A 16,873-nucleotide genomic window follows, 5' to 3' on the forward strand; every position below is an offset into this window, starting at 1 on the left:
TTCCATTCATACTGGTGTGGGCCGGTCTTTTTTTTTATAATATCCTGGCCCCCCTCCCCCCGTTCCTGGGGGGGGGCCCCCCGGGGGGCCCCCCCCGCCCTTCTTCCTGTCCTGCGGCGGGTGGTCAGCCGGTGTTGCGCAGGCCGGCCGCCACGCCGTTCACCGTCAGCAGCAGCGCGCGGGCGAGCAGCGGGTCGGGCTCCTCGCCGCGGGCGGCGGCCTCGCGCTGCCGGTGCAGTAGCGCCACCTGGAGGTAGGAGATCGGGTCGAGGTAGGCGTCCCGGATCCGGAAGGTCTGCTGGAGCACCGGCTGCGCGTCCAGCAGCTTCGCCTCACCGGTGATCCGCAGCACCTCGGCGACCGTCAGCTCGTGTTCGGCCTTGATGACGTCGAAGACGTGCTTGAGTTCGCCGGGCACCAGGGTGCCGACGTAGTGCTCGGCGATCCGCAGGTCCGTCTTGGCCAGCGTCATCTCGACGTTGGACAGGAAGTTCCGGAAGAAGTGCCACTGCTCGTACGCCTCGGCGATGTCCGTCTCCCGGCCCGCCTCGCGGGCGGCCTTCAGCCCCGAGCCGACGCCGAACCAGCCCGGCACGATCTGCCGCGACTGCGTCCAGCCGAACACCCACGGGATGGCCCGCAGTCCGTCCAGCCCCGCCCCGCTGTCCGGGCGGCGCGAGGGGCGCGAGCCCAGGTGCAGCTCGGCCAGCTGGTCCACCGGGGTGGAGGCGAAGAAGTACGCGGGCAGGTCCGGGTCCTCCACCAGCCGCCGGTAGGCGGAGTGCGCGGCGTCGGAGACCACGTCCATGGCCGCGTCCCAGCGGGACAGCGCCTCCTCGGACTGGCGGGGCGCGGTGTGCAGCGCCGAGGCCTGCAGCGTGGCCGCGACCGTCAGCTCCAGGTTCTCCCTCGCCAGGGACGGGATCAGGTACTTGTCGGAGATGACCTCGCCCTGCTCGGTCACCTTGATCTCGCCCTCCAGCGTGCCCCACGGCTGCGCCAGGATCGCGTCGTGCGTCGGGCCGCCGCCCCGGCCGACGGTGCCGCCGCGGCCGTGGAAGAGCCGCAGCCGCACCCCGTGGCGGTGCGCCACGTCGCGCAGGCTCCGCTGCGCCCGGTGGATCTCCCACTGCGAGGTGGTGATGCCGCCGAACTTGGAGCTGTCGCTGTAGCCGAGCATGACCTCCTGCACGTCGCCGCGGAGCGAGACGAGCTTGCGGTACGAGGGGTCGGAGAGCATCTCGTCGAGCAGCCTGTCGGCGACCTTCAGCTCGTCGGTGGTCTCCAGCAGCGGCACGATCCCGATCTTGGCGATCCCCGCGTGCAGGTCGATCAGCCCGGCCTCGCGGGCCAGCACCGCCGCCGCGAAGACGTCGTCGGAGCCCAGGCACATCGAGATGATGTACGACTCGATGACCTCCGGCCCGAACCGCTCGAAGGACTCCCGCACGGTGTCGAAGACGCCCAGCGTCTTCGCCCCCGCCGCGTCCAGCGGCGCCGGGGACGGCGCCAGCGGCCGCCGCGAGCGCAACTCCTTGGCGAGCAGCCGGCGCCGGTAGTCCCGCGGCATGTCCGCGTACCGCCAGGACTCCTCGCCGAGCCGGTCGAAGAGCTGGCCGAGGGCGTGGTGGTGGGCGTCGGCGTGCTCGCGGACGTCCATCGTGGCCAGCTGCAGGCCGAAGGCGGCCAGGGTGCGGATGGTGCGGTCCAGGCGGCCGTCCGCGATCAGCTCACCGCGGTTGGCGCGCAGCGAGTCCTGCACCAGACGCAGGTCGGCCAGGAGGCCGCCGGTGCCGAGGTAGTCGCGGCCGGGCACGTGCGGAGTGCCGCCGGCCAGCCGCTCCCGGGTGTTGAGCAGCTTCTGCCGGATGCAGGTGGCCTTGAGGCGGTAGGGCTCCTCCGCGTTCAGCCGCTTGTAGCGGGGGCTGATCTCCGGGAGGCGCTGCAGGTCCTGCTCCAGGTCGGCCAGCAGCTCGGGCGAGGCGCCCGAGTTGCGGATCGAGTTGGACAGCGCCGCGCGCAGGTCGTCGACCAGCTCCAGGGCGTCGGTGATGCCGTGCTCGTGCTGCAGGATCAGGACGTCCCAGGTGACCTGCGGGGTGACGTTGGGGTTGCCGTCCCGGTCGCCGCCGATCCAGGTGCCGAAGGTCAGCGGGCGGGTCTCCGCGGGCAGCGGCACACCGACCCGCTCCAGCTCGACCGCCAGGTCCTCCAGCACGTCGCCGACCGCGCCCGCGTGCAGCTCGTCCAGGTAGTAGATGGCGTTGCGCGCCTCGTCGGCGGGCTCGGGGCGCACGACGCGCAGTTCGTCGGTCTGCCAGAGCAGGTCGATGTTCTCCGCCAGACGCAGGTCGCTGCGGCGGCGGTCCCCTCCCGCCTCACCGGACTCGTCCAGCAGCGCGGCGATCACCCGCAGCTTGTTCAGCACGCTGCGGCGGGCCGCCTCGGTCGGGTGGGCGGTGAAGACCGGACGCACGTTGAGGTTGCGCACCGTCTGGCGCAGGTGCTCCGGGTCGGCGTCCTTGAGCAGGTCGGCCGTACGGGCCAGCAGCCCGCCGTCCGCCGCCCTGCGGGAACGCAGCTCACGGCCCCGGTGCACCTGCTCGGTGACGTTGGCGAGGTGGAAGTAGGTGGAGAACGCCCGTACCAGCTTGGCCGCGGTCTCCAGGTCGGTCTCGCCGAGCAGGGCGGCGGCGGCCTCGCCGTCGCTGCGGGTCAGCGCCCGCACCCTCTCGACGAGATCGAGGAGCTCCGGGCCCTCCTGCCGGACGAGCGTCCCGCCGAGGAGGTCTCCCAGGCGGCGGATGTCCGCGCGGAGGGGGGCGCTGCCGGTGGTGTTGTCGGCGCTGCTCACAGGTGCGGCTCCTCGTGCAGTGGAATGGGCGGCGGCATTGTCCGGACCGCGCTGTCCGACGGCACAAGGATAGGTCGGGGCCGCCCGCCGGACCGGGGCTGACCGCCAGGCGGACACCGTCGCGTCTAGGCTGGTCCGTATGAGTACGACGGGGGAGTACGTACCGGACGGGGCCGGCGGACGAAGCCGGGTGGTCGCCGGGCCGTGGTGGTGGCCCAGGCGGCGCAGCATGGTGCTCGACGTGTCCCTGGCCTTCGTCTCGGCCGTGGAATGCCTCCTGGAAGGCGCGGCCTTCGCCGAGAAGTCCGGGGTCTCGCCGGTCGTCACGGGTCTGTTCGGCCTGCTGGTCGGCTCGGTGCTGGTGCTCCGCAGGCGCTGGCCGGTCCTGGTCGTCCTGGTCTCCATCGCCGTCACGCCGGCCCAGATGGGCATCCTGCTGAGCATCGTGGGCCTCTACACCCTGGCCGCCTCCGACGTACCGCGGCGGATCATCGCGGTGCTGTCGGGGATGACCATGCTCGGCATGCTGATCGTCACCTTCCTGGAGATGCACGGTGACCTCGGCGGCGCGGCGTACCACGCGCCGCTGGCGGTGGTCGTCCTCACCTCCGTGCTCGCGGCGGTCGGCGTCACCGCGCCGCCGGTGCTGCTGGGCCTGTACGTCGGCGCCCGGCGCCGGCTCGTGGAGAGCCTGCGGGAACGGGCGGACGGCCTGGAGCGGGAGCTGTCCCTGCTGGCCGAGACGGCCACGAGCTCCGCGGAGCGTGCCCGCATGGAGGAGCGCACCCGCATCGCGCGCGAGATGCACGACGTGGTCGCACACCGGGTGAGCCTCATGGTCGTGCACGCGGCCGCGCTGCAGGCGATCACCGTCAAGGACCCCGAGAAGGCCTCGGCCAGCGCGCAGCTCCTCGGGGACATGGGGCGGCAGGCGCTCAACGAACTGCGCGAGATGCTGGGCGTCCTGCGGGCGGAGCCGGTGACGGCGGCGCGGGCGGCGTCGGCGGGTGCGGCGTCGGCGGGTGCGGCGTCGGCGGGTGCGGCGGTCCGTGTCGTGGCCGTTGCGGAAACGATTGCGCCCGCCCCGGTTCCGGCCGCGGCCGGGGATGCCGAGACGGAGGACGAGCAGGGGCCGTGCCTGGCCGAGCTCAGGCGGCTGCTCGACGAGTCGCGGGCCACCGGGATGGACGTCGAGCTCACGGTGGAGGGGGAGGAGCGTCCGCTGGCGGCGCGGGTCGAGGCCACGGTCTACCGCGTCGTGCAGGAGGCGCTCACCAACGTCCACAAGCACGCGCCCGGCGCGTGGGCCCGCATCCGCCTCGCCTACCGCGAGGCGGAGGTCGCGGTCCTGGTGCAGAACGGGCCCTCCGACGGGGCGCCCGCGCTGGTGCTGCCCAGCGGGGGCAACGGGCTGGTCGGCATGAAGGAGCGCGTCACGGCGCTCGGCGGAGGGTTCGCCGCCGGCACGACGCACGAGGGCGGGTTCCGCGTCTCCGCCATGCTTCCCGCGTAGCGGTGCGGCCCGGGGTGCCCCTTGCGGCCCGGTTGTTGTGTGCGGCTTTGTTGCGCCTGCGGGCGGCTGCGCCGGGCTGCCCGGTGGGTTGTGTGCGGGTGCGTTGCGCCTGCGGCGGGCGTCCACCCGCCCTCCCGCCCGATTGCCCGGCGCGGTCAGTGACCGCCTCGCTGCGTGCGTTGTGGGGTCGGTGCCGCGCCGGGGTACGCCCCCAGCCTTCGGCCGGGGGGACCCCCACCTCGGCGCTCGCGGCGCTGCCCCACATCATTCGGCACCGCGCCCACCGCTCGTCTCCCCCAGCCTTCGGCCGGGGGGACCCCCATGGGGGCACCCCGCCACACCCCCTCCTGCCGGTGGGGGCGACTAACGGCCGGTGGGGGTTCAGAAGGCGGTTCGGGGTTGCCGTAAGTGCTTTACTCACCCCCCCACCGGCCGTCGTGCGCTCCGACAACGGGAGGGGGTGTGGCGGGGTGCGCCCATGGGGGTCCCCCCGGCCGAAGGCTGGGGGAGACGAGCGGCGGACCCGGGCGCCGAACGATGTGGACGTAAACCGCGAGCGCTGTGGGGGTCCCCCCGGCCGAAGGCTGGGGGAGACGTGCGCCGGCGCGGCACCGACCCCAAGCCAACGATGCGCAGGCCCGCACTGACCGCGCCGGGCAATCGGGAGGGAGGGCGGGGGATGCCCGCCGCAGGCGCAACGCACCCGCACACAACGACGGGCCGCAAGGGGCACCGCAAACGCAAGGACAGGGCGGGCGCCGTCAGGTCGTGAGGCGGTGGGGGCGGGAGCCCGTCGTGAGGGCGCCCAGGGCCGCGTCGATGGTCGGGCCCAGATAGTAGTCGCCGGTGTGGTCGAGGCAGTAGACGCGTCCCTCGGCGTCGATCGCGAGCTGCCCGTGGCCCGCGGACTCCTCCCCGAGTGGGGCGACCTCCGTGTCGAGCGCGCTGCCGAGGTCGCCGAGGGTGCGCGCGAGGTGCAGCCCGTGGAGCGGGTCGACGCGGACCGTGCTGGGTGCGACGTGGCGGCCGGGGGACGTGACGGCCGGCACGGTGAGGCCGCCGAACTCGGCCCAGGCCTCGACGGCGGCGGGGAAGACGCTGTGGCGGTGGCCGCCGGGGGAGACGTAGGCGCGGAGCGTGTCGGCCCAGACCTCGGCCTGGCGGATGTCCCAGCGGCCGGGCTGCCAGCCGGCGGCGTGCAGGGCCACGTCGACGCCGACGGGGAAGCGGGTCGAGTTCATTCGGCGTCGGCTCCCGGGTCGAAGGCGCGTACGCCGAACTGCGCGAGCAGCGCCTCGCAGGAGCGGCAGGGCGGGGCGTAGGTGCCGTGGGCGGGGTCGCCGTCCTCGCGTATGCGGCGGGCGGTGAGCTTGGCGCCCTTGAGGGCCTTGCGGGCCTCGCCGTTCGTGAGCGGCTTGCGCGCGGCGCGCTTGCTGCGGGCGCCGTCGACGGTGGTGAGGTGGCGGGACAGCAGCACCGGCTCGGGACATCGCCCGGTGAAGCGCTCACGCTGGGCGACGGGGAGGGCGTCGAGGACGTCCTGGACGAGCGGGTGGAGCGGGGGCGGCTGGTCCGCCTTCACGCCGGTGCAGGTGAGGACCTCGTCCCGGACGGACAGCGCGGCGGCGACCGCCGGCAGGATCCCGTCGCGCCGGTGGCGCAGCGCCGGTGGCGCGGGCGCTTCGTCGGCTCCCCAGTTGAGCCGCGGATCCGCGGCGTCTCTCGTCAGCATCTTCGTACGGCCCTCCGATCCGTCCTCGCGTCGAGGACGTCCCCCTATGTGCGTAAGACTGCCAAACGGACAAGGCGTTACGGAAGTCGGTTGTGAGGTGAGAGGTTTACTTTGTGCCGGATGTCACGGCACTGTGGGGAGATGCGTATCGTCGTCCGGTGTGCTGCCGCAGTGGTGCTCCTTGCGTTGGCCAGTGGTTGTACGGATAGTAGCGCCGGGTCGGACGGGAGAGCGGCCAAGCCCACGGAGAACGGCCGGGATTCGACCACGGCCTCCACGGGAGGGGCACAACGAACGCTCTCCGCGGCCCGGTTGAGGGCGGCGCTGATCACCTCCGCCGATGTGCCCGGTTACGTGGTGACGGTCGGCGCGGGCGTGCCTGTCCCCGAGGAGTCGCTGACCGCGGACCGGCCCGGGTGCCGACCCCTGTCCGACCCCGTGAGCAGCCGTCCCGCCCGGCCGCGCACGGCCCAGGTGACGGCCGCCGTCACCACGCGCGGGGCGCTCGGCGGTGACGGCGGGCTGGACCTGCTGCTGCTCGCCGCCCACCGGCCCGGCGAGGCGGGCGAGGTCGTCGGCGGCATCACCGCCGCCCTGAGGCAGTGCCGTTCCTTCGGGACGACGGACGGGGAGGGGCGCACCCGGCACTTCGCCGTCCGTCCCGTGCGGGCCCCCGCGGTGGGCGACGAGGCGGTCGCCTACGTGATGACCGACACCGCCGACGCCACGAGGGGCACCGCCACCGTCACCGTCGTGCGCACCGGGGGCAGCACGGCCACCTACGTCACGGTCAAGCCGTCCGGAGACCCCGGAGGACCGCCCCTCGCCGTCGCGCGCGCCCAGCACGGGAAACTCGCCGCGGCCGCCGTACACCCGTGACCGGAACCAGCTCAAGCGCCTCTTGCCACACCCCATAGGCTGTGCCCAACACCGGATACAGCATGGGGGCATCGGCAATGACGACAGGTCGGCCCGGGTATCGGGCCGCGCCACCGAACGCGGCTTACGCCGGTCAGATCGTGCACTTCCCGGACCCGGTACGGCGCGCCCGCCACCCGCAGGGCGTACGCGTGGACGAGCGCGGCTTCCCCGACTTCTCGGCGTACGCCCGCGCGGCGGCCGAGATCGCCGAACCGCCGGACGGCTTCGGCATCGACGAACTCCGGCTGACCGACTACGTGTCGGCGAACGCCGCGCAGCACGCCGCCGGTCACGAGCTGTGGGGCAGCCTGTCCCCCGTCGCCACGCCGCACGGGTGGAGCTGGCACCACGTCGCCGGCAGCCGCCGTCTGGAGCTGATCCCCGCCGAGGTCAAGTCGTTGCTGCGGCACCACGGGGGCCTGGCCACCACCGCCTCCGCCGACCACGACAAGCGCGGCACCCGGCCGCTCCAGGAGACCCGGCCGGTCCACTTCGGCGTGCGCAAGGACGGGGTCGCCGTCACCGAGCAGCAGGTCCGGGACGTCGAGGAGGAGCTCGGCTACCGGCTGCCCGGCGCGTACCGCACCTTCCTCAAGGCGGCGGGCGGCAGCGCACCGCGCGGCGTCGCCCTGCTGCCCATGCTGGGACTCCTCGTCGACCAGCCCTTCTTCACCGTGCGGGACGAGGCGGCGGCCAACGACCTCGGCTACGTCAACAAGTGCCTGCGGGACCACCTCACCAAGGACTACCTGGCGATCTCCTACGTCCAGGGCGGTGTGCTCGCCGTGAAGGCGCGCGGCGCCGACCTGGGTTCCATGTGGCTGTGCCCGTACGACGACGTGCGGGACGCCGACGGCGCCTTCGGCTCCACCGAGGAGCGGGTCACCGGGCTGCTGCTGCCCTGCGGCGAGGACTTCGACGCCTTCCTGGCCGCGCTCGCCGGCGACCCGCCGGAGCTGGAGACGGTGGCGAACCTGATGGTGGACGGCGGCTTCGCCCGCGCCGTCCCGGTGGAGGGGTGAGGCAGCACATGGTCACGTTCGCGGAGGCGCAGGAACGCGCCGAGCGGTGGATCAACGCCGACGTCCCCGCCTACCTCGCACGTGAGGTGCAGGTGCGGGAGTTCGACCGGGGCTTCGTGGTCTGGTCCGAGCCGAGGGACGGCGGTCCGACCTCGGACGACGGGGAGACCCGCATCGTCATCGCCCGGGACAGCGGCGACGCCACGCTCTGGCCCTCGCTGCCCGTGGGCGAGATCATCCGCCGCTGGGAGGAGATCTACGGCGCCGCGGCCGGCGCGGTCGCGGACGCCGTGCCGGAGCGGCCCCGGCGGATCGACCTGGAGGCGACGTCCTTCCTGCTGAGCCCGCCGCAGTGGCTGCAGGACGCGGCCGACCGGCTCGGCATCCCCGACCGCCGTGACGTTCCGGACGGCGCCCTGGGCGACACCGTCCCCGCACCGCCGCGCGCCCCGGCCCCGGTCACCACGCCCGGTCCCGCCACGCCCACCCAGCCGTACGTCCCGACCCCGACCCCGCCGATGCCGATGCCGTACGGCGGCGCGCCCACCCCGCCGCCCGCGGCATGGCGGGACGCCAACGACAGCCAGGGCGCGGGGGCGTCCGTGCCGCCGCCGGCGACCGTCTACGCGCCGCCGATCAGCGACTCGGACGACGCCCACACCCCGCCGCCGATGACGAGCGCCGACGCCAGCACCGAGCGGCTGCCCGGTGTGGCGGAGGCCGGGACGCCGCTGCCGCGGCCCCAGGCGCAGGGCGGTTACGGCTACCCCGGCGCCGGCGCCGGCACGCCGCCCCCGCCTCCGCCGCCCCCACCGGCTCCCGGGCCCGGCGCCTACGGCTACCCGGGCGGCTCGTCCACGCCCCCGCCGCCGGGGCCCCCGCCGCCGGTGGCCCAGCAGGGCCCGCCCCCGCCGCCGCCCGCGCCGTCCACCCCCGCCAGGCCCGCCTCCGGGGACGTGCACCACGCCGCGACGATGCTGTCCCGCCCGGACGGCCCGCCTCCGCCGCCCCCGCCGCCGCCCGGTCCCGGCCGTGGCGCCGCCGACGTGTCCGCCGCCGAGACCTCGAAGGCCGGTCCGCCCGGTCCGCCCGCGCCGCCGCCCGGTCCGGGCGTGCCCGGCACCCCGGCCGCCGGGTACGTGCCCACGCAGCTGGTGCAGCAGCTCCCCGCGAACGACCGGCCCGGTCCGCCCGCACCGCCGCAGCCGGCGGCCGGGGACGTGCACCAGGCCGCGACGATGCTGTCCCGCCCGGACGGCGCCGCCGGGGCGACGGCACCGCCCCCGCCCCCTCCGCCGCCCGGTCCCGTCGCGGCGCCGCCGCAGCCTCCGGCGTACGGCTACCCCCAGCAGGCCCAGCCACAGCCGCCCACCGGGGTGCCCACGGTCGGCCCCGGCTACCTGGCCGTGCTCCGCTACCGCGCGCAGGACGGCTCGGAACAGCAGCTGATGCGCCGCTCCGCACCCGGCACGCCGCACCCGGAGTGGCAGATCCTGCACGAGCTGCGCGCCCTCGGCGTGCCGCCGCAGGCGGTGCTGGAGCTGCACACGGAGCTGGAGTCGTGCGACCTGCCGGGCGGCTACTGCGCCCGGATGATCCGCGAGACCTGGCCCCAGGTGCGGATCAGCAGTACCGCCCCCTACGGCAAGGACCACGCGAGCCGCCGCGCGGGCGTGCAGCACCTGCTGACGCACCTCGGCGAGCTGCACCAGGTGGCCAGTGCCCCGGCGCACGCGCACCCGCACCGGGTGCCGCTGCCCGAGCCGCACCAGGTCCAGCGGGTCCCCCCGATCCCGCTGGACGCGATCGGGCAGGAACTGGCGCAGTCCTTCGGGCCGCAGGGCGTGTTCCGCTTCGACCAGCGGGCGGTCGCCCGCCAGGGCGTGCCGGACCTCGTCGCGCAGACGCTCACCTGGTCCGGGCTGCCGGTGGACTTCGGGCCGTTCTTCTGGGCCCAGGCCCAGCCGGGGCGGCCGGTGCCGACCCTGGCGGAGCTGGCGGCCGAGCGCGGCGTGCTGCCGGCCCCGGACGCGGGCTCGTACCTGGTGATGGGCAATGACTTCGGCCGCCAGCTGTGCGTGCAGTACGGCACGGCGCACATCGTCGCGGTGCCGCTGGAGGCCGGGCCGGGCGGTGCGGCTCCCGTGCCGCAGTTCGTCAACTCCAGCCTGCCGGAGTTCGTCCGCTGCCTGGCACTGCTCGGGAAGATGTGGCGCTGGCGGCTGGGCCTGACGCCCGAGCAGGCGGGCCGCTGGACGGTCGACTTCCAGAACCAGCTGGCCGCGCTCGACCCAGCGGCGGTGGCGTCGCCCGAGCACTGGTGGCCGGTGCTGATCGAGCAGATGTGGGACGGGATGCTCTAGGTCCCCGTACGGCGTCGCTCCGGTCGGTCTGCGGGCCGGTCGGAGTGTCGCGTTATGGGTAAATCCGGCAAATCCCTGAGAATAGGGGTATGAGCACGGCACACCCCCGCGGCGGCCACGGCTTCGCCACCGTCCGTGGCCGCGGGTACCGCACCGAACAGGTCGACCGCTTCCTGGAGGAGCTGTCCGAGGACCGCGACGCTGCCTGGGAGCGTGCCGCGCGGCTCACCGTCCTGGCCAACGAGATGACCGCGGAGTGCGCCGCGCTGCGCGAGGCGGTCTCCACGCTCTCGCCGCCCACGTACGAATCCCTCGGGAAGGGCGCGCTGGACCTGCTGCGGCTGGTCGAGGAGGAGGCCACCTCCGTACGTGAGCAGGCCGAGGAGGAGGCCCGGCACGCGCACGACGCGGCCGCGGCCGCCCGCCGCACGCTCATGGACGAGGCCCGCGCCGCCGCCCACGCCCGCCGCGGCACCGCCGACGAGCAGGCCGAGCAGGTGCTGGAGCAGGCACACGCCGACGCCGGGCGCGTGCTCGGCGACGCCCGCGAGGAGACCGGCCTGCTGGGGGACGAGGTCGCCCGGGAGCTCGACGCCGCGCGGCGGGAGGGCGAACAGGCGCTCGCCGAACTGGAGAAGGAGCACCGCGAGCGCTTCGACACCCAGGAGCACGAACTCGCGGAGGGCGAGGCCGGGGTCGACTCGCGCCTCGCCGAACTCACCTCCTACGCCGAGGCCATGGTGGACGACGCCCGCCGGGCCCTGGCGGAGACGGAGGAGGCCGCGCGGCGCCGCCAGGAGGAGGCCGACGCCACCGCCGCGGAACTCCTCGCCCAGGCCCGGGTGCGGGAGGAGCGCATCCGTCTCGCCGCCGAACGAGAACTGCGCGAGCACGAGGTCCGCCGGGAGGAGATCCGCGAGCACCTCGCCCACGTCCGCGGCAGCCTCGCCGCCCTCACCGGCCGCGAGGCTCCCGACGCCGAGGAGGAACCGGGCCCCGCCGCCTCCGACGTGCCCTCCCCCTCACCCGGGGACGATCAGGAACCGTCGTAGGCGGGGAACTCCCCGCTGTGCCGCCGCAGGCGCATGGCGATCAGCTCGTGCCGGTTGACGGGCGACATCGTCAACGTGATGACGCCCTCGCCGATCTCCACGGCCCAGGTGTCCTCGCGCTCCCTCAACTCGTCGGCGATGGCCCGCATGCGCGCGTAGGTCTTCGCGTCCGTGGGCTCACCGTACCGCCGGGTCCTCCTCCAGGACCGGGAAGCGGCGGGGCGCCACCAGGAGGACGGCGGCCAGGGACAGGACCGCCGCGACGGCCGCGCCGGCGTAGACGTGGTTGACCGCCGCCGCGACGGCGCGGCGCACGTGCTCGTTGATGTGCGCGGCGCCGGCGATGGAGTCGAGGTCGGTGCCGGAGCCGTGCAGGCGGGAGGCGAGGGTGGCGTTGGCGACGGCGCCGAAGACGGCCGCGCCGACGCTCTGGCCGACCTGGCGGCAGAAGAGGATCGACGAGGTGGCGGTGGCCCGTTCGCTCCACGGGACGGTGGACTGCACGCCGACGATCAGGGGGAGCTGGAAGAGCCCGAGGGCGGCACCGAGCAGCAGCATCACCAGGGTGGGCTGCCATGCGGGACCGGCGTACGGGAGCAGCACCAGGACGACGAGGACGACGGTGGCGGCCGCCATGCCCAGGGCGGCGGTGTTGCGGAAGCCGATGCGCAGGTAGACGCGGTTGCTGAGGGCGGCGGACAGCGGCCAGCTGAGCGTCATCACCGACAGCACGAAGCCGGCCGCGATCGGCCCGAGCCCGAGCACGGTCTGGGCGTACGTGGGGAGGAAGACCGTCGGGGCCACCATGAGGACGCCGAGCATGCCCAGGGCCAGGTTGACGGCGACGATCACCCGGCGCCGCCAGACCCAGCCGGGGATGATCGGCTCGGCGGCCCGGCGCTCGGCCCACACGGTGAGGGCGCCCAGGACGAGGCTGCCGCCGAGCAGCCACCACCGGGCGGGCCCGCCCTGGACGAGGCCGGTGATCAGCAGCCCGCCGGAGAGGAAGAGCAGCAGCGCGCCGGGCCAGTCGACGCGGTGCCGGGTCCGCTCGCCGACCCGTTCGCGCAGATGACGGGAGATGAGCAGGAGCGCGACCGCCCCGACGGGCAGGTTGATCAGGAAGATCCAGCGCCAGCTGGCGTACCCGGCGAACAGCCCGCCGCACAGCGGCCCGAGGACGGCGGAGACCGCCCAGACCGTGGAGATCGCCGCCTGGATGCGGCCGCGCTCCCTCAGCGGGTACAGGTCGCCGGCGATGGTCTGCACGGTCCCCTGGATGGCGCCGCCGCCGAGCCCCTGCACGATGCGGAAGGCGATCAGTACGGCCATGTTCCACGCCCCGGCGCACAGCACGGAACCGAGCAGGAAGATCCCGATGCCGGTCAGCAGCACGGGCTTGCGGCCGAAGGTGTCGGCGAGCTTGCCGTAGACCGGGAGGGTCACCGTGACCGCGAGCAGGTAGCCGGAGAAGAGCCAGGAGAAGACGGAGAAGCCGCCCAGCTCGCCGACGATCTGCGGCACCGCGGTGGAGATGATCGTGGAGTCCATCGCCGCCAGCGCCATGGCCATCATCAGCGCGGCGACCACCGGGCCGCGCCGCTGCGGCGCCTTCCCGGAAGCGGTGGCGGCTGCGGTCGCGGTCTGCTCGGTGCGCTCCACGGGACCCCCTGGTTGTGTGTACGACACACGATTTCATGCCGGGCCCCCGTGCGCACAGGGGGTTCCCGCAGGCCGGACGGCGGGGCTTGAACCTCCCGCGACCGGAGGGTGCAGGCTCGACCCCGAGCCGGGTACGCCGAAAGGTGCAGTCCCCCTAGGGGTCCCACCGGACTTTCTCCTACCCCCGGTTCGTACCGGCGGAGGACGAGGGAGCCCTCCTGGGCTCCCTAGCCTTCTGGTGGGGGTAACCCCCGGGCCGATACGGAGACCCGCACCATCGTTCCGGCCCCCTCCCCGAAGCCAGTCTTGGTACGCGACGCAGCACGCCCGGAAACGGCGGCGCACCACTCGAACAGGAGCATCCACGTGACAACGGCAGTATCGATTCCCAAGTCCGGGGGCAGCGGAGAACGTACGGCCGTGGCCGCCCGGGCCCGTCAGGTCACCAAGGCGTACGGCTCGGGCGAGACCCGGGTCGTGGCCCTGGACGCGGTCGACGTCGACATCGACCGCGGCCGCTTCACCGCGATCATGGGGCCCTCCGGCTCCGGCAAGTCGACCCTGATGCACTGCCTCGCCGGTCTCGACACCGTGACCGACGGCCGGATCTGGGTCGGTGAGACCGAGATCACCAAGCTGAAGGACAAGAAGCTCACCCGGCTGCGGCGGGACAAGATCGGCTTCATCTTCCAGGCCTTCAACCTGCTGCCGACCCTGAACGCGGCCGAGAACATCACGCTGCCCATGGACATCGCCGGCCGCAAGGCCGACCCCCAGTGGCTGCAGCGGGTCGTGGAGACCGTAGGCCTGGCCGGCCGCCTCAAGCACCGGCCCGGTCAGCTCTCCGGCGGTCAGCAGCAGCGCGTCGCCGTGGCCCGCGCCCTCGCCGCCCGGCCGGAGATCATCTTCGGTGACGAGCCGACCGGCAACCTCGACTCGCGCGCCGGCGCCGAGATCCTCGGCTTCCTGCGCCGCTCGGTCGACGAACTCGGCCAGACCATCGTCATGGTGACCCACGACCCGGTCGCCGCCTCGTACGCCGACCGCGTCCTCTACCTCGCCGACGGCCGGATCGTCGACGAGATGCGCGACCCGACCGCCGACTCCGTCCTGGAGCGCATGAAGGACTTCGACGCCCGCGGGAGGACGTCGTGACCGTCGTCAAGACCTCGATGCGCAACTTCGTCGCGCACAAGGGACGCATGGCGCTGTCCGCCATCGCCGTCCTGCTGTCGGTGGGCTTCGTCTGCGGCACGCTCGTCTTCACCGACACCATGACGTCCACCTTCGACAAGCTCTTCGCCGCCACCGCCTCGGACGTCACGGTCACGCCCAAGGGCGCGCCCGGCGACGACGAGATGCAGATGACCACCAAGGCGGCCACCGTGCCCGCCGCCACCGTCGCGCGGCTGAAGGAGGTCGACGGCGTCAAGTCCGCGTCGGGCGAGGCCAACAGCCAGACCCTGACCGTCACCGACGCCGCCGGGGAGAACCTCGGCCCGACCTCCGGTGCCCCGACCATCGCCACCAACTGGGACTCCACCGAGCTGCGTTCGGTCGACGTCACCTCCGGCCACGCCCCGCGCGGCCCCACCGAGGTGATGGTCGACGCCGACACCGCCGACAAGAAGCACCTCGCACTGGGCGACGAACTGCGCGTGATCGCCATCCCGGGCGAGTTCCGGGCCCGGATCAGCGGCATCGCCACCTTCAAGGTCACCAACCCCGGTGCGGCGATCTTCTACTTCGACACCGCCACCACCCAGACCAAGGTACTCGGCGCGAAGGACGTCTTCAGCAGCGTCGGGCTGACCGCGGAGCCCGGGGTCAGCGACGAGCAGCTGAAGAAGAACGTCACCGCCGCACTCGGCTCCACCGCCGGCTACAAGGTGCAGACCCAGGCCGAGTGGACCGCCGAGAACCAGAAGGACATCGCCGGCTTCCTCGACGTCATCAAGTACGCGATGCTCGGCTTCGCCGGGATCGCCGTCCTCGTCGGGATCTTTCTGATCGTCAACACCTTCTCGATGCTGGTCGCCCAGCGCACCCGGGAGATCGGCCTGATGCGGGCCATCGGCGCCAGCCGCCGCCAGGTCAACCGCTCGGTGCTGGTCGAGGCGCTGCTGCTCGGCGTGGTGGGCTCCGTGCTCGGGATCGGCGGCGGCGTCGGGCTCGCCGTCCTGCTCATGAAGCTCATGGGCAGCGCGGGCATGAACCTCGACACCTCCTCCCTGACGGTCAAGGCCTCCACCCCCGTCATCGGGCTCGTCCTCGGCGTCGTGGTGACCGTCCTCGCCGCCTACCTGCCCGCCCGGCGGGCCGGCAAGGTCTCCCCGATGGCCGCGCTGCGCGACGCCGGCACCCCCGCCGACGCCCGCGCCGGCAGGGTGCGCGCCGCGATCGGCGTCGTCCTCACCCTCGCGGGCGCCGCCGCCCTCGTCGCCGCCGTGCAGGCCACCAAGGCCGCTGACGGCTCGATGTTCCTCGGCCTCGGCATCCTGCTCACCCTGGTCGGCTTCGTGGTCGTCGGGCCGCTGCTCGCCGGCGTCGTCGTCCGGGTGATCAGCGCGGGCGTCCTGCGGGTCTTCGGCCCGGTCGGCCGCCTCGCCGAGCGCAACGCGCTGCGCAACCCCCGGCGCACCGGCGCCACCGCCGCCGCCCTCATGATCGGCCTCGCGCTCGTCGCCGGCCTGTCGGTGGTCGGCTCCTCCATGGTGGCCTCGGCGACCGACCAGCTCGACAAGTCGGTCGGCGCGGACTTCATCATCGCCTCCGACAGCGGCCAGCCGATCACCCCGCAGATCGAGCAGGCCATCAAGGCCGCGCCGCACCTCGCCCACGTCACCGACTACAAGTCCCTCGACGTCAAGCTCACCGCCCCCGACGGGTCGGTGTCCGACACCTCCCTGTCCGCCGCGGACCCGACGTACGCCCAGGACCTCCAGGTCAAGACCGTCGCCGGCGAGCTGTCGGCCGCCTACGGCGCCAACGCGATGTCGGTCGGCGAGAACTTCGCCGACAAGCACAAGGTCAAGCTCGGGGACGAGCTCGCCGTCCGCTTCGCGCACGGCGAGACCGCCACGCTGACGGTCGCCGCCATCACCTCCGCGGACACCGTCTTCGACCAGGGCGCGATGTACACCAACATCACGACCGCGGCGCGCTACGTGCCGGCCGACCGGATGCCGATCAACGACATCATGTTCGCCGCCGCCAAGGACGGGCAGCAGGACGCGGCGTACGCCGGGCTGAAGAAGGCGCTGCACGACTTCCCGCAGGTCCAGGTCCGCAACCAGGCCGACTACAAGCAGCTGCTCAAGGACCAGATCGGCCAGCTGCTCAACCTGATCTACGGCCTGCTGGCCCTGGCGATCATCGTCGCGATCCTGGGCGTCGTGAACACGCTCGCCCTGTCGGTGGTGGAGCGCACCCGGGAGATCGGCCTCATGCGGGCGATCGGCATGTCGCGGCGGCAGCTGCGGCGCATGATCCGCCTGGAGTCGATCGTCATCGCCCTCTTCGGCGCGGTGCTCGGCCTCGGCCTCGGCATGGGCTGGGGCGCCTCGGCCCAGCAGCTGCTGGCGCTCCAGGGGCTCGGGATCCTGGAGATCCCCTGGCCGACGATCATCACCGTCTTCATCGGCTCGGCCTTCGTCGGACTCGTCGCGGCGCTGGTGCCCGCGTTCCGGGCGGGGCGGATGAACGTGCTCGGCGCGATCGCCACGGAGTAGGCCTTGCGGCCTACGGCCCCGGG

12 protein-coding genes are annotated in these 16,873 nt (G+C 73.7%); 7 read left to right on the forward strand and 5 right to left on the reverse strand.

Annotated features, from left to right (window positions below; genetic code table 11):
* Positions 1 to 124: 124 nt before the first annotated feature.
* On the reverse strand, positions 125 to 2,854 hold the full coding sequence (ppc, locus tag ACFV3E_RS17275; protein WP_500368954.1) for a phosphoenolpyruvate carboxylase: 2,730 nt from the start codon (positions 2,852 to 2,854) through the stop codon (positions 125 to 127).
* A gap of 139 nt (positions 2,855 to 2,993) precedes the next feature.
* Between ppc and ACFV3E_RS17280 the strand changes: the two genes are divergently transcribed.
* On the forward strand, positions 2,994 to 4,367 hold the full coding sequence (locus ACFV3E_RS17280; protein ID WP_500535406.1) for a sensor histidine kinase: 1,374 nt from the start codon (positions 2,994 to 2,996) through the stop codon (positions 4,365 to 4,367).
* Between the two features lie 761 nt (positions 4,368 to 5,128).
* Here ACFV3E_RS17280 and ACFV3E_RS17285 read toward each other — a convergent pair.
* Both ACFV3E_RS17285 and ACFV3E_RS17290 read right to left on the reverse strand, forming a co-directional pair.
* Entirely contained in the window at positions 5,129 to 5,608 is a 480-nt protein-coding gene (locus ACFV3E_RS17285) for an SUKH-3 domain-containing protein (RefSeq protein WP_500368958.1), read from the reverse strand.
* Entirely contained in the window at positions 5,605 to 6,099 is a 495-nt protein-coding gene (locus ACFV3E_RS17290) for a YwqJ-related putative deaminase (protein WP_500535407.1), read from the reverse strand. Before ACFV3E_RS17290 ends, ACFV3E_RS17285 begins: the two co-directional genes overlap by 4 nt.
* Positions 6,100 to 6,411: 312 nt before the next feature.
* Between ACFV3E_RS17290 and ACFV3E_RS17295 the strand changes: the two genes are divergently transcribed.
* The 4 genes from ACFV3E_RS17295 to ACFV3E_RS17310 all read left to right on the forward strand — a co-directional run bounded on the left by ACFV3E_RS17295 (position 6,412) and on the right by ACFV3E_RS17310 (position 11,457).
* Positions 6,412 to 6,978 carry a hypothetical protein gene (locus ACFV3E_RS17295; protein WP_500535408.1) on the forward strand — a complete coding sequence of 189 codons (567 nt, stop codon included), beginning with the start codon at positions 6,412 to 6,414 and terminating at the stop codon, positions 6,976 to 6,978.
* A gap of 77 nt (positions 6,979 to 7,055) precedes the next feature.
* A complete protein-coding gene (locus ACFV3E_RS17300; protein ID WP_500368963.1) occupies positions 7,056 to 8,042 on the forward strand; it encodes an HNH endonuclease in 987 nt (328 codons plus the stop codon).
* Positions 8,043 to 8,050: 8 nt separating this feature from the next.
* Positions 8,051 to 10,405: an SUKH-4 family immunity protein gene (locus ACFV3E_RS17305; protein ID WP_500535409.1), complete on the forward strand. Its 2,355-nt coding sequence runs from the start codon at positions 8,051 to 8,053 to the stop codon at positions 10,403 to 10,405.
* A gap of 89 nt (positions 10,406 to 10,494) precedes the next feature.
* Entirely contained in the window at positions 10,495 to 11,457 is a 963-nt protein-coding gene (locus ACFV3E_RS17310) for a DivIVA domain-containing protein (RefSeq protein WP_500535410.1), read from the forward strand.
* Here ACFV3E_RS17310 and ACFV3E_RS17315 read toward each other — a convergent pair.
* Both ACFV3E_RS17315 and ACFV3E_RS17320 read right to left on the reverse strand, forming a co-directional pair.
* On the reverse strand, positions 11,442 to 11,606 hold the full coding sequence (locus ACFV3E_RS17315; RefSeq protein ID WP_500535411.1) for a hypothetical protein: 165 nt from the start codon (positions 11,604 to 11,606) through the stop codon (positions 11,442 to 11,444). The two genes, ACFV3E_RS17310 and ACFV3E_RS17315, sit on opposite strands and share 16 nt — an antisense overlap.
* A 28-nt stretch (positions 11,607 to 11,634) precedes the next feature.
* Entirely contained in the window at positions 11,635 to 13,119 is a 1,485-nt protein-coding gene (locus ACFV3E_RS17320) for an MDR family MFS transporter (protein WP_500535412.1), read from the reverse strand.
* Positions 13,120 to 13,485: 366 nt separating this feature from the next.
* On the opposite strand from ACFV3E_RS17320, the gene ACFV3E_RS17325 reads away from it, so the two are divergent.
* Positions 13,486 to 14,274: an ABC transporter ATP-binding protein gene (locus ACFV3E_RS17325; protein ID WP_500535413.1), complete on the forward strand. Its 789-nt coding sequence runs from the start codon at positions 13,486 to 13,488 to the stop codon at positions 14,272 to 14,274.
* Positions 14,271 to 16,850 (forward strand): ABC transporter permease, encoded by a 2,580-nt coding sequence (locus ACFV3E_RS17330; RefSeq protein WP_500535414.1) that lies wholly within the window; start codon positions 14,271 to 14,273, stop codon positions 16,848 to 16,850. The genes ACFV3E_RS17325 and ACFV3E_RS17330 overlap by 4 nt, the downstream gene beginning before the upstream one ends.
* Positions 16,851 to 16,873: the final 23 nt, after the last annotated feature.

Origin of the sequence: Streptomyces sp. NPDC059718 (assembly GCF_042733315.1) — a bacterium.
GTDB lineage: Bacteria > Actinomycetota > Actinomycetes > Streptomycetales > Streptomycetaceae > Actinacidiphila.